The organism is Inquilinus sp. (assembly GCF_057815775.1).
Window position 1 is genome coordinate 1 of sequence record NZ_JBYRFX010001017.1, and the last position, 12,730, is coordinate 12,730.

Annotated in this window: 12 protein-coding genes; 4 read left to right on the forward strand and 8 right to left on the reverse strand. The window is 68.1% G+C overall.

Annotated elements, in window-relative coordinates:
- Positions 1–531, forward strand: a 531-nt coding sequence (locus tag AC3XYG_RS36305; RefSeq protein WP_489144767.1) for an SOS response-associated peptidase, incomplete at its 5' end; no start/stop codon positions are given.
- A 170-nt stretch (positions 532–701) separates the two neighbouring features.
- On the opposite strand, the gene AC3XYG_RS36310 is transcribed toward AC3XYG_RS36305, so the two are convergent.
- From AC3XYG_RS36310 to AC3XYG_RS36340, 7 genes are all read right to left on the reverse strand, one after another.
- Positions 702–1,163, reverse strand: a complete 462-nt coding sequence (locus tag AC3XYG_RS36310) for a GNAT family N-acetyltransferase (RefSeq protein ID WP_489144768.1) — start codon at positions 1,161–1,163, stop codon at positions 702–704.
- Positions 1,164–1,232: 69 nt separating this feature from the next.
- Positions 1,233–2,762 (reverse strand): GH3 family acyl-acid amido synthetase, encoded by a 1,530-nt coding sequence (locus tag AC3XYG_RS36315; protein ID WP_489144769.1) that lies wholly within the window; start codon positions 2,760–2,762, stop codon positions 1,233–1,235.
- On the reverse strand, positions 2,759–5,017 hold the full coding sequence (locus tag AC3XYG_RS36320) for a penicillin acylase family protein (RefSeq protein WP_489144770.1): 2,259 nt from the start codon (positions 5,015–5,017) through the stop codon (positions 2,759–2,761). Before AC3XYG_RS36320 ends, AC3XYG_RS36315 begins: the two co-directional genes overlap by 4 nt.
- Before the next feature lie 13 nt (positions 5,018–5,030).
- On the reverse strand, positions 5,031–6,095 hold the full coding sequence (locus AC3XYG_RS36325; RefSeq protein ID WP_489144771.1) for a dienelactone hydrolase family protein: 1,065 nt from the start codon (positions 6,093–6,095) through the stop codon (positions 5,031–5,033).
- 106 nt (positions 6,096–6,201) lie between these two features.
- Positions 6,202–7,533 (reverse strand): sensor histidine kinase, encoded by a 1,332-nt coding sequence (locus AC3XYG_RS36330; protein WP_489144772.1) that lies wholly within the window; start codon positions 7,531–7,533, stop codon positions 6,202–6,204.
- Positions 7,534–7,541: 8 nt separating this feature from the next.
- Complete coding sequence (locus AC3XYG_RS36335; RefSeq protein WP_489144773.1) at positions 7,542–8,147, reverse strand: putative pterin-binding protein; 606 nt, start codon at positions 8,145–8,147, stop codon at positions 7,542–7,544.
- The gene (locus AC3XYG_RS36340) at positions 8,144–8,806 is read right to left on the reverse strand and encodes a response regulator transcription factor (RefSeq protein WP_489144774.1); all 663 of its coding nucleotides are present in this window, start codon (positions 8,804–8,806) and stop codon (positions 8,144–8,146) included. Before AC3XYG_RS36340 ends, AC3XYG_RS36335 begins: the two co-directional genes overlap by 4 nt.
- A gap of 677 nt (positions 8,807–9,483) precedes the next feature.
- Here AC3XYG_RS36340 and AC3XYG_RS36345 point away from each other — a divergent pair.
- Positions 9,484–9,735, forward strand: a complete 252-nt coding sequence (locus tag AC3XYG_RS36345) for a hypothetical protein (RefSeq protein ID WP_489144775.1) — start codon at positions 9,484–9,486, stop codon at positions 9,733–9,735.
- 12 nt (positions 9,736–9,747) lie between these two features.
- Here AC3XYG_RS36345 and AC3XYG_RS36350 read toward each other — a convergent pair whose 3' ends face one another.
- Positions 9,748–10,671: a LysR family transcriptional regulator gene (locus AC3XYG_RS36350; RefSeq protein ID WP_489144776.1), complete on the reverse strand. Its 924-nt coding sequence runs from the start codon at positions 10,669–10,671 to the stop codon at positions 9,748–9,750.
- 167 nt (positions 10,672–10,838) lie between these two features.
- Between AC3XYG_RS36350 and AC3XYG_RS36355 the strand changes: the two genes are divergently transcribed.
- The gene (locus AC3XYG_RS36355) at positions 10,839–11,573 is read left to right on the forward strand and encodes a class II aldolase/adducin family protein (protein WP_489144777.1); all 735 of its coding nucleotides are present in this window, start codon (positions 10,839–10,841) and stop codon (positions 11,571–11,573) included.
- A gap of 5 nt (positions 11,574–11,578) precedes the next feature.
- Positions 11,579–12,730: thiamine pyrophosphate-binding protein (locus tag AC3XYG_RS36360; RefSeq protein ID WP_489144778.1), on the forward strand; the 1,152-nt coding region annotated here is incomplete at its 3' end.

The window sequence follows — 12,730 nt, forward strand, 5'->3', positions numbered from 1 at the left end:
AACGCCGCGCCCGGCCAGATTCAGCTGCTGAGCTGGGGCCTCGTGCCCAGCTGGAGCAAGGACCCCGCCGCCGGCCCCAAGCCCATCAATGCCCGGGCCGAGACGCTGGCCGAAAAGCGCAGTTTCACCAAGGCGTTCCGGGCCCGGCGCTGCATCATCCCGGCCGATGGCTTCTACGAATGGGCGCCGGATCGCACCCCGCATTTCGTCCGCCGCCTGGACGGACGGCCGATGAGCTTCGCCGGGCTGTGGGAGGGCTGGAAGGATCCGGACTCGGAGGAATGGGTCCGCACCTTCACCATCGTTACCGCCGATGCGATCGAGCGGCTGCGGCCGATCCACCACCGGATGCCGGTGATGCTGGAACCGGCGGACTGGGCTGCCTGGTTGGGCGAGGAGCAGGCGCCGCCGGACCGGCTGGCCGCCGTGCTGGCGCCGCCCGCCGACCTGCCGGTCGAGGCCTATCCGGTCTCGACCCGGGTCAATTCGGTGCGCAACGACGACCCGACGCTGATGGATCGGGCCGCCTGAGAGTCCATCCGATAATGCTACTGAAGCGGCCGTCTGATGGCGATTTCTCCGCTTCCGGTGCTCACGGACGTAGATGTTCGCTGCGCTCCGGTTCTCGAAATCACCACCAGCCGACTCGCCTTCAGCGCATTCTCGGACGGACTCTCGACTGTCTCTGGGGATGGGGCCCGTCAGAACAGCTTGCGGTAGACCACGAAGCCGGAGCGTTCGGCGACCTTGTCGTAGAGCTGCATCGCGGTCTGGTTGGTCTCGTGCGTCTGCCAGTAGACGCGCGGGCAGCCGGCGCTGCGGGCCCGCTCATACACCCCTTCGATCAGCGCCCGGCCGACGCCCTTGCCGCGGGCGTCTTCGGTGGTGAACAGGTCCTGCAGGTAGCAGCTGGGGTCGATCGCGGTCGTGCTGCGGTGGAACAGGTAATGGGTCAGGCCCAGCAGCCGGCCGGCGCTCTCGGCCACCAGGGCATGCACCGGCTCATAGGCGTCGAAGAAGCGAGCCCAGGTCGTCCGGGTGATGTCGGGCGACAGCGCGGTCGGTCCCGACCGCCCGTAGAAGGCGTTGTAGCCGGCCCACAGCGGCAGCCACTGGTCGTAATCCTGCCGGGTTACCGGGCGGATGATGAGGTCGCCGGACATGCCTGATCCTGCATCTGGGGAAGGACGGGGTGCCCATTAGAGCCGTCGCCCGCCGCGACGGCAACGGCCCTACCGGTCGGCCGTCATGAAGGCGGTCAGTGCTGCCGCCAGCTCGGCGTTGCTGACCAGCCGCGGCACCTTATTCTGGCCGCCCAGTCGGCCACGGGACTTCATCCAGGCGGCGAAGCGGCCGGGCGGCACCGCCACTACCTCGGGCGCGCCCATGCCGGCGCCGCCGGACCGATGGGCGCGGTAGTCGTCGTTCAGGGCCGACAGCCGGGCGTCGACCGTTGTGGCGAACCGGGCGACGGCGGCAACCTCTGGCGCTACTGCGAATTCGACGAACCAGCGGTGGCGGCCGACCGGCGAGGACTCGTCCGGGAACACCGCCGTGACAGCGAAATCGCTGATGTCGGCGCCGATCGCGGCGGCACTGTCGGCGACGGCGCGCTCCGCCTCTTCGGCGATCAGGTGTTCGCCGAAGGCCGACAGGCCGTAGCTGGTCCGGCCGGTGATCAGCACGCGCGGCGGATCCCGCCCGACCAGCCGCACCGTGTCGCCCAGCACATAGGACCACAGCCCGGCGCAGGTGGTCAGCACCACGGCATAGTTCACGCCCGGCTCGGCATCGGCGATCCAGTGGCGGGTGGGGCGGGCCGATCCCAGCTCCTCGACCGGGACGAATTCCAGGAACAGCCCGTGGTCCAGGCTCAGGCGCAGCCCGTCTTCGGGCGTGCGGTCCTGCAGCGCGATGAAGCCTTCGCTGGCCGGGTAGGATTCGCGGATCTCGGCGTCGGTGCCGGCCAGCAGCCGCTCCAGTCGCGGCCGGTAGGGCGACAGGGCGACGCCGCCGGGCACCAGCAGGTCGAGCGACGGGTAGGGCGGGTCGGCCGCGTCGCCGCGGGCCTGGCGCAGTTCCCGCACCCGGTCCAGCAGCGGCAGCAGCCAGCTCGACGTGCCGGTCAGGCTGCGGATCGCCAGGTCGAGCGAGCCGCGGGCGATGCGGTCCAGCTTCTCCTCCCAATCCGACAGCAGGGCCAGCTCCGGCCCCGGGAAGACGAAGGGCCGGGCCCAGACCGGCAGGGTGCGCGCGGCGATGCCGCTGAGGTCGCCGCTGAAGATGCCCGGCGCGTGCTCCGTCAGCGTGGTGCTGCCGCCCAGCATCAGGCTGCGACCGCCGAACATCCGGCTGTGCGGGCGGGCGCCAAGATGCCAGGCGGCGAGGTCGAAGGCGGCGCGGACATTCGATCGCCGCATCGCATCGCTGACCGGCACGTATTTGCTGGTGCCGCTGGTGGTGCCGGAGGACAACGCGAAATACGGGATGCGGCCGGGCCAGGACACGTCCTGCAGCACCGGAAAGGCCGGCTGCCAATAGTCGCGCCACATCTCCTCATAGCGGCGCAGCGGGACGGCGGCCTGGTAGGCGGTGACGTCGCCGATCCGTTCGAAGCCGTGGTCGCGGCCGAAGCGGGTGCCGGCCGCACGGCGCAGCAGCTGCAGCAGCGTCTGGCGCTGGCTGTCGACCGGGTCCAGCCGGTGCAGTTGCCGGCGCCGGCGGGCCGCCGCCAGCCGGAAGACCGGGGTCAGGTCGATCATCGCCGGGCCGGTTCCAGCCGCAGCACGGTCGGGAACTCCCGCGCCACCGTCTCCGGCCGCAGCGGCAGCCGGATCGGCCGCCGCTCCCGCCACAACGGGATCTGGTCGGCGGCATTGGCACTGCCCAGCCAGCCATCCTGGCCGCCGAACAGGGTGACCCAGCTGGCATCGGGGTCGGACATATCGGCGACGTGCCGCGCCATCGAGCCGTAGGTTGCGGTGTGGCGGCCGCGGACCATGCCATGCGACGCCTTCATCGGCGTCTCGCGCGACCCGCCGGTCGGGTATTCGCCATAGGTGAAGAAGCGCCCCAGCACCGGCAGCCGGCCCAGGATGTGCGCCACCGTCATGCGGTGCATGTCGCCCCAGGCCGGGATCGGCGCCGCGTCGGTCGCCGCCAGCCTGGCGGATTCGGCCAGCACCTGCCGGCGCCGGTCTGGCGCCAGGGCGTCCAGATCGTCGGCCAGGAAGGCGGTGATGGCGTTCCACTGCGCCATCAGCCGCGGCATGGCCTCGACCGAGGCCGCGCCATAGACCCGCGGCACCAGATGATACAGCAGGGTCTCGAAGGCCGGGGCGCCAGCCGATCCGGCGGCATAGTCGCCATCCCAGGCCGCCAGCCGGTCGATGAAGCCGGCGTGATCCTGGCCGAGGCCGGCGTCGCGCAAGGCTGCGACCAGCCGCTGCGCCAGCGTGCCCGCATCCGGCGATGTCGTGTCGGCCTGCAGCGCGATCAGGTCCTCCGGCGCCAGCCGCTCCTTGGCGTTCAGCAGGGTGTAGAGTCGCCGCACCCGGTCGTCGGGCGAGAAGAAGAACCCGACCGGCACAGTTGTGTCGGTCGGCCGGTTGTTGGCGGTGGCCAGCACGCCGGCCGTCGGGTCGACCGACCAGGGCAGCACGGGTGCGTCCACCAGCCCCTGCCAATGGGTGGCGGGGTCGGCGGCGTCCAGCACCGGGTCCTGCGGCGGGAATTGGGTGCGCACCGGCAGCGTCGCCGCCATGACCTGGCCGATCCGGCCATCGGCGGCGGCCACGATCATGTTCTGGGCCGACACGCCGAAGCCGGCGAAGGCGGCGCGGAACGCCTCCGGCGTGGTGGCGCGGGCGGCGCGCAGCAGTGCCGTGATCTCGTCGGTCGGCTCATGCCCGATCCAGCGCAGCGCGATGATATCGCCCGGCCGGCTGCGGGCCAGTTTGGCATCGCTGATGATCGGGCCGAATACGGTGCGCCGGACCGGGCGCCGGGTCTTGCGCCAGAACCGGGTGCGGATCACCGCCTGGCGCGTCTCGATCTCCGCCGGCGGCACCGCCTTGACGTCGTACAGGTCGCTCGACGCCGCGCGCATGTTGGTGCCGCCCCACGCGAGGTGCAGGCTGCGGCCGACCGCGACAAAGGGCATGCCCGGCACCATCAGCCCGGCCATGTGGTAGCCGGGCGACCGCATGCCGGCGACGACCCAGAGATTGGGCAGCGACAGCGACAGGTGCGGGTCGCTGGCGATCAGCGCACTGCCGGTGGCGCTGCGGGCGGCCGCCACCGCGACGCTGTTGCTGCCGGTCCGGCCGGTCGCCGTCAGCAGCGCGGCCAGCGCCGCCTGCTGGCTGCCGGCGGCGAAGCTGGCGGTGGCGTTAGCACCGGCCTTCAGGGTGCGGGCCCAGGACTCGGCGAAGCCGGCCGTGCCGCGTTCGCGCAGCAGTCCGAAATACGCCACCCAGTTGATGTCGCTGCCGGCCAGCCGGCCAATGGTCCACATGTCGCGCAGCGTGTAGGGCTCGTGGCGCAGGCCCAGCAGCGCGAATTCCGGCGGCGGCGCCGGCTCCAGTGCGTGATAGGCGTTGACCCCGGTGACGAACGCCTCGGAGAAGTCGCGCACATCCGGCGGCATGCGGTCGATCACCGTGTCGGCGGCGTGGCCGTAATCGAGGATGCGCAGCATGTGGTCGATGTCACGCGCCATCGGCCCGGCGATCTCCGCCAGCCGGCCCTGCGATGCCCGCTTCATCAGCGCGATCTGGCCGCCGCGCAGATGGGCGTGGACCATGCCCAGCGCCACCGCCAGGTCGCCGTCGGTCTCGGCCTCGACGAAGGGGATCTGCTGGTCGTTCCAACGGATGTCGACCGGCCGCGACAGTGGCAGGCCGCGGGTCGGGAAGGCGGCCAGCCGCTCGGCCGTGGTCACCGGCCGCGGCGCCAGCGCGCGCAGCGCCGGCACCAGCGTCGCCAGGGCGCCGATCAGCCGGCGCAGTCCGGACATGAGTGTCTCCGCCTCAGCTGCGACCCGCCAGCCCGAAGGCGGCGGAGAGGAAGGCGGCGACGTCGCGATCCGATCTGGCGCGGACGGCGTCGTCGCGGCCGATCAGATAGCCTTCGCTGCCGACGCAATAGGCCAGGATGATCTTGCGGGTGAAGGGCCCGGTCATGGCGATGCCGAGATTGCCGTCGCGCACCGTCAGGTCGCGCTCGACCCGGAAGTCGCAGTCATTCAGCAGCCGCACGATCGGCCGCGGCCCGGGCCGGCTGCCATCCCATTGGTGGACGCCGGCGGGATAGCTGACGGTTTGCACCCGCGACCCGCCCTGGCGCATCGCCGCGGCCGTGGCCTCGCAGCGCGTCGCATCGATCAGTGCGTCGCGGTCGCCCCAGGCCATCAGCACCGGCGCGCCGGTGGTGCGCGGATCCTCAAAGCTGGTGATGCAGGGGCCGTAAAAGGCGACATGCGCAGCGAAGCGGGTGTCGCCCAGGCCGTACAGCGCCGCCAGCCGGTCGGCGATGCCGGCATTGGCGGCGATGACGCTGGTCATGGCGCCGTAGGAAAAGCCCCAGACCGCGACCCGGCTGCCGTCGATCTCCGGCCGCGCCTTCAGCCAGGCCAGGGTGGCGTAGGCGTCGGCCAGGGCCATGGTCTCGGTGATCTCGATCACCCGGTCGACGAAGCTGGTGGCGATGTCGCGCCGCGCCCCGAACACGTCGACCACCACGGCGCCGATGCCCATCGCCGCCAGCTCGCGCGCATAGGTCGGTTCCCGGTTCTCATCGATGCCGCCGGAGCCGTGCAGCAGCACCACCGCCGGCGCCTTGTGCGCCGCATCCGCTCCGGCGGGGGGGTAATAGGTGATGTGCGCCGCGGTGGCCGGGGCGTCCGGCCCGATATCGGCCGGGGCAAAGGGGCTGCGGCTGGGGATCGAGACGATGCGGCCATCGGCATCGGTCACGCGCGGCCATGGATCGGTGAACGCGGGTTCGGCCCGCGCCAGAGTAGCGGTGCCAAGGGTCAACGCGATGACAACGCTGGCGAGGCCGAGATATCGCTGGGACCGGGTCTGTCGCGCCATCGGGTCGGATCCTCGCCAGGCCATGCGGTTCGCTTCGATTGTAGCCGGGTTTGCGGCCACGGCCAGCCCAGGTCGCCGGGCCACGGCGTCGCAGCCGGGATGGCCGCTACTCGCCGGCGATGTGGCCGCCGGAGCGGCTGAGATATTCCTTGGCCTGGTCGTTCCGCAGCCCGCCCATGGCCAGCCGGGTGACCGGATATGACATTCGCACCGTGGTGCCGACATTCTCCGCCGACTGGATGGTCAGCTTGCCGCCGAGTGCTTTCGCCATCTCGGCGCAACTCGTCAGGCCCAATCCGACATGGCTGCCGGCTCGTAGCGAGAAGAAGGGCTCGGTCGCCTTGTCGCGAACCGCCGGTGTCATCCCAATCCCGTTGTCGGTCACCTCGAGGATCAGGCGGTGGCCAATCGGGAAGCGCGGCGCCAGCCGTCCCCGCACGATCACCAGGGGGGCGGCGCGATCAGCGGCGGCAACGGCGTTTTCGGCGTTGCGGATCAGCTCGTCGAGGATGAGATGCAGTTGCGGCGATGCGACCACCGCGTTCCGGGCATCGTCCCGGACATCGAAGCGGATCTGTCCGCCATGGTCTTGGCCACCATGGTCCCGGCCGATGGTCTCGAGCACCGTCGCAAGCGAGACTCCCCCTGCGGGCTTGGCCGTATAGGCGATCTTCAGAAGCCCGTCATTGATGGCATCCAGTTCCTTTGCCGTGCGGAACGCCGCGGCGACCATCTCGGGATCCTCGGTCGTCGATCCTCTCAGCCGGCCGAGGAACAGGGCCAGCCCCGTGACACGCGACCGAGTCATATGGGCGAACAGGGAAGCGAACGAACGGATCTGCTGGTCCTTCCTCTGCGCGAACGCGGCTCTCTGTTGGATCATCACGCCGAAAAGTACGAACAGGAAAAGAGATGTCGCAAATATCGTCGTATTTCTTAACGCATTGTCATGAATTTTGGTTGTTTCCTTTGCGGTCAGAGTGTGTGTCATGGCCGATCCGGAAAAGTGGATCATCTGATCTTTGATTTTATATAGAGATGATAAAATAGAATTATATCGCTTTTGGTCATTCAGTATGGGGCTTATTTCTGTATCGATGATCGCTATACTCATCGTCAGTCGATTTAGTTCCTTCTGTTCCAGGTATTTGGTTGAGTATTCCAGATCCTTCGTTGCCGATATATTGAAAGACAGCAGATCGATATCATCCTGGATGGTGGAAGGATAATTTTCGGCGGCGATGGCCAGGCGAACTTCGCCGATCGTGTTCGCCACGATCTCGCGAATCAGGGACGCCCGGCGTTGAATCTCATAGGTCTCAGTCAATAATACATCGGTATCTGATCGGTACTGCTCAGATCTGTAGAAACATAAGGCGCTAATTGCCAGAGAGAGGGCGAGCAAAAAATAGGAAATGACATTGAAGGATTTTGGCATCCCTCGCTTCATGTGCCTGGTCTCAACGCAACGACGTACCAGACCCAGACGGCATTGCGTTCGGGGATGAACGAGGCCGGCAGCCTGTCGGAAGGCCAAACGAGATAATAAGGGCCGTAGTCGCCGATCCGAAGCGCTGTAAAGGCCTGGCCGCCCTGGCAGCGCTTGGTCTGGTAGTCTTCGGCGATGCAGCCGCGCTCGGTAGCAAGGATGGGATCATATTGCGAGATATCGCTCATCGGGATGGTCGTCAGGAAGTCGTCAAAGGCAAAAACATCCACCGACTGGACATCCGACATCTTCCCGCGTGCGAGAAGATCCTTCAAGGCAGGGCCCCGGTAGCGAATGCGGATTCCCTTCGACCATGGGGTCAAGGTTTCGACCTCCTGCATCGCGAACGTCGATTGCAGTTGCTCGGGGGTGTAGGTCTGCACGGGCTCCCCGGCGCCGGGTTCGATCTTCAACACCTGAGGCTCTTCATACCCGACAGGGGCGCCCTGAGCGCCGGCCACGCCGAAAAGCAATGCGGCTCCCGCCAGCATGCCGCAAACGGTGCCGCGCATCCCGTGCAAGCAGGCCTGGTGGGAGATCTTTGGGGCCGCTGCCATGGTCAAGCGCCTTTCGGGAAGAGTCCGTTCTTTATAAGCTTTGCTCTGGCCTGTTTATAATATTTCTCGACAGTAAATGGATCAATATCGAACTGACTGCCCATCTGCTCGTATATTTCCTTACGCTTGGCTCCTTTTGGTCGGCGGCGCATGAAATCCAGGATTTCCTGTTCCCGAGGCGTCAATCCGGAATAATAGAATTCCGGCGGTCTGTCCTTGATTTCCGAAAGCCATAGGGAGAACCCGGTTTCGGAGATGCGCTGGATTACGCTGATCAGGACATCGCGATCCAATCCGGTCTTGCCGACATAGGCGTTGGCGCCGAGCTGCCTGCACTTTTCGCCCTCATCCTTGCTGTCGGATCCGGTGATGATGATATGCAGGGCGTTCGGGCAGGACTCGACGGCCTCCTTCACCACCTCGAGCCGGTTCATCTGCGACGTCGGGTCGATTCCCGGCAGTCCCGGGTCGGTGATGACAAGATCGAAATCCTGTTGCTGCAGCAGGCGGGAGGCCGTCTCCCAGGTTGCGGCGCCCTGCACGGCGCAATCTCTCAGCACCGTTTTCAACTCGTTGATGAGCGCCAGGCGCATGAGATCCTGGTCCTCGATCACCAGGGCACGCGTGGTCTGATCACCCGCAATCATCGGATCGTCGCTCATCATCGGGAGGAAGCACAGGGACCCTAGCTCAAATAGGGGGGCTGGCCCCCCTTTTTTTGACCTCGGGAACAGGCTTGAAGTGAGACCGCGATGCTTCCGGGCCGAATGCTAGTTTTACGGATGTGACGGTGCCATGGCGGCAAGAAGTTTAGTAAAAAGCTGTCGATTTTGTTTCGTTCGACGGTACGACGAATAGTTACCGTTTCTTGCGCACTGTTCCAGCACCCGGACTTCGACGGCAGATGCGAAGCCGGGCAGCCGAGACCACGAACCTGCCATGCGGACGTGCAGGTCGGTTGAACAACACAGGAGATGATCGAGAGGACGGCTGAGCCCATGGGACGCCGCGACGGTGTAGAGATCGGCATTCGTCGAGGCCCGTGCCTGGAACAGCCGGCTGACGGCAACAGCGAGTCCGAAGACGGCCGGCGCGGGGCGCGCGGGCCGAATCAACCCCGGCCCGTTGCCGTTCCGGCCCCAGATCCCGTCGCCCGTAGCTCCTGCCGGCCATCCGGCGGAGACTCGCCGTCCCTGGGATTGGCCTTGCCAACCCTGAGATGGCGAGTCTCCGCCGCATGGCCGGTATCTCCATGGTCGCGCTTTCCGCCTTTGGCCACAGCCATCCTGTGCGGCCGAATTGCCCTCAATCGGGCCTCACCCCTGATCGGCAAGGATGCCTCATGCAGCCCACCGCCAGCGCCTCCCGCCAGAAATGGCCGGTTTCGACCCGCCGCCGGACGCCGTTGTCTGCCCGGGCGGTGTCGGACATCGTCCTCGGCCCGGCCCGCACGGGCCTGCTGACGGTGGTGGCAGCACTCGCTCTCGGCATCGCCGTCGCCATGTTCATGCAGCGGGAACAGGCCGCCCTCCAGGTCGGGCAGATCCACCTTGTGCCATCCCAGCTGGTTGCGGCGCAGCCATCGGTGAATTGAGGCGGCGCCCGGTTAGTCCGTGCGCCAGGCCGCCAGGGTCGGGATCTCGATCAGCAGGCTTCGCAGCAAATCCTTGATCACGGCCAGGACCTTCCGCTCGTCCCGCGTCGGAATCTTGTCGGCGGGCCAGACCGCGAACAGCTCGCGCACGATCGGCGGGTCGACGATCGGCCGGGCGACCAGCGTCTTGGCCGCCAGCTCCTTGGCGATCGTGCCGTAGGGCAGCACGCCGCAGGCCATGCCGCGCGCGATCACATCCTTCATCGCCTGCGATGACTGCACCTGGAAGGTGATGTTCAGGGTCAGGTTGTTGCGCAGCAATGTCTCCTCGACGCGCAGGCGGACCAGGTCGCGCTCGCTCGGCATCACGAATTCGGCCTTGGCCAGGTCGCTGAACGGCAGCGGCCCCGGCTGGTCGAAGGCCGAACCCGGGCAGCAGACGAAGAACAGCACCTCCCGCAGCAGCGGTTCGCGGTTCGGAAAGCGATCGGCCGGGACGCTGTAGGCCAGGGCCATGTCGAGCTGGCCGCGATCGACCCCCTCGATCAGGATGTGGCTGAATTCCTCGAAGATCTGCAGCTTGATCCGCGGTGCCTCGACGGCCAGCGCGCTGAGCAGCCGGCCGGTCAGCAGCGTCGTCAGGCTCGGCGTCATGCCCAGGATGACCGGCCGCTGTGCGGCGGTGTCGGCCTCGCGCAGCCTGCGCCGCAGCTCGCGCACCCGGTTCAGGATGACCCGCGCTTCCTCCAGCAGGATCTCGCCGGCATCGGTGGGGGCGGTTCCCCGCGGCGTCCGGACCAGCAGCTGGACCCCGAGCTCTTCCTCGAGGGTCCTGATCTGCAGGCCCATGGCCGGCTGCGCCACGTTCAGCGCCTGTGCCGCCTTGGTGATGCTGCCGGTCTCGCAGACCCGGACGAAGTATTCCAACTGCCGCATGCGCACAGCGTGGTCCCCCTGGCGGAAGCTTCCGGGGCAGGCCGTCCCCAGTCAAACCATTTCGGTCTGGCTGAACAGAAACATGTCTTGGACAGCCTGGGACCGGTGCGGTTTGCTTCGGGTCGAGAACCGGCCGATCGAGCCGGACCCCGCAGGGAGGCAAGCCGATGACCCAGTCGGACGCGACGCGTCGCGACCTGGTGGCCGCCAATCACATCCTGGCCCGCGAAGGCGTGCTCGACGCCTTTGGCCATGTCAGCCTTCGCGATCCCGCCGATGCCGGCCGCTACCTGCTGTCCCGCTCCCGCAGCCCGGAGATCGTGGCCGAGGCGGATATTCGCCGCTTCGCCCTCGATTCCCGGCCCGACGACCCCGACTCCGGGCCGTTCTATGCCGAGCGGGTGATCCACGGCGCCCTGTACCAGCTGCGTCCCGATATCGGCGCGATCTGCCATTTCCACGCCCCGGCGATCATGCCGTTCTGCGTCACCGGCACCGCGATCGTGCCGGTGTCCCATGTCGGCGCCACCATGGGCGAGACGGTGCCGTTCTGGAGCGGCCGGGACGCGTTCGGCGACACCAACATGCTGGTCTCGACGGCGGAGGAGGGGGCGTCGCTGGCCGCGGCGATGGGGCCGCACTGGACGGTGCTGATGGCCAATCACGGCGCCGTGGTGGCCGGGCGGACGCTGCGCGAGATGCTGTTCCGCGCCATCCATTTCTGCCGCGACGCGGAGATCCTGCAGGCCGCGCTGCGCCTCGGCACCGTGACGCCGCTGACGCCGGGCGAGATCCGGCTCGCGTCCGAAATCAACCTGCGGGAGACGGTGCTGCAGCGGGCCTGGGACTATTGGCTGCACCGGGCCTCTCGGCCCGGCCGGCCCGACATGGCTGCGGAGTGACCGGCATGCGCACACTTGATCCCACCGATACTGTCCAGGAAACCCCGGTGGGTCAGCCGGGGCCGGCCGCGTTCGGCAGCGATGTCGTCGCCGACACGCTGCGGGCGCTCGACATCCCCTATATCGCGCTCAACCCGGGCGCGAGCTTCCGCGGCTTCCACGACAGCCTGGTCAACCATCTCGGCAACCGGCGGCCGCAGATGCTGCTGTGCCTGCATGAGGAGCACGCGGTCGCGATCGCGCAGGGCTATGCCAAGGTGACGGGGCGGGCGATGGCGGTCGCGGTCCATTCCAATGTCGGCCTGTTCCACGCCACCATGGCGATGTTCAACGCCTGGTGTGACCGCATGCCGGTGCTGGTGATCGGCGCCACCGGCCCGGTTGATGCCGAGAAGCGCCGGCCGTGGATCGACTGGATCCACACGGCGCGGGACCAGGGCGCCATCGTGCGCAACTATGTCAAATGGGACGACCAGCCGGCCTCCCCGGGCGCGGCGCGCGAGGCGCTGGTGCGGGCGAAATGGATCGCGGAGACGCTGCCGGCTGGCCCGGTCTACGTCAATCTCGACGCCGGCATGCAGGAGGCGCCGTTGGACGCCCCGCTGCCGCCGCTCGACCTGCAGCGCCTGGCGCCGCGGATCGACCATCCGCCGGGGGCGGAAGAGGTCGACTGTCTCGCGGCGCTGCTGCGCGGGGCGAAGCGGCCGGTGCTTCTGGTCGGGCGGGTGTCCCGGTCGGAACAGGGTTGGGTCGAGCGCATCGCCCTGGCCGAGGCGACCGGCGCCCAGGTCCTGACCGACCTGAAGCTCGGCGCCGGCTTCCCGACCGACCATCCGCTCTCGCTCGCGCCGCCCGGCGTGTTCCCGCTGCCCGAGGCCCGCGCGGCGCTGGAACAGGCTGACGTGGTGCTCAGCCTCGACTGGATCGCACTGAACGGGGCGCTGCCGGCCCGGCCGGCGGGGCTGGTCGTGCATGTCTCGCTCGACCACACCCTGCACAATGGCTGGAGCATGGATCACCAGGCGCTGGCCCCGGTCGACCGGCTGATCGCCGCCGACCCGGACGCGCTGGTCTCGGCACTGTGCCGCGCGCTCGGTGCCGGTCCGCGGGCGGTGGAGGCGGCGGCTGTGCCGGCGCCGGATCCGCGGCCGGCCAAT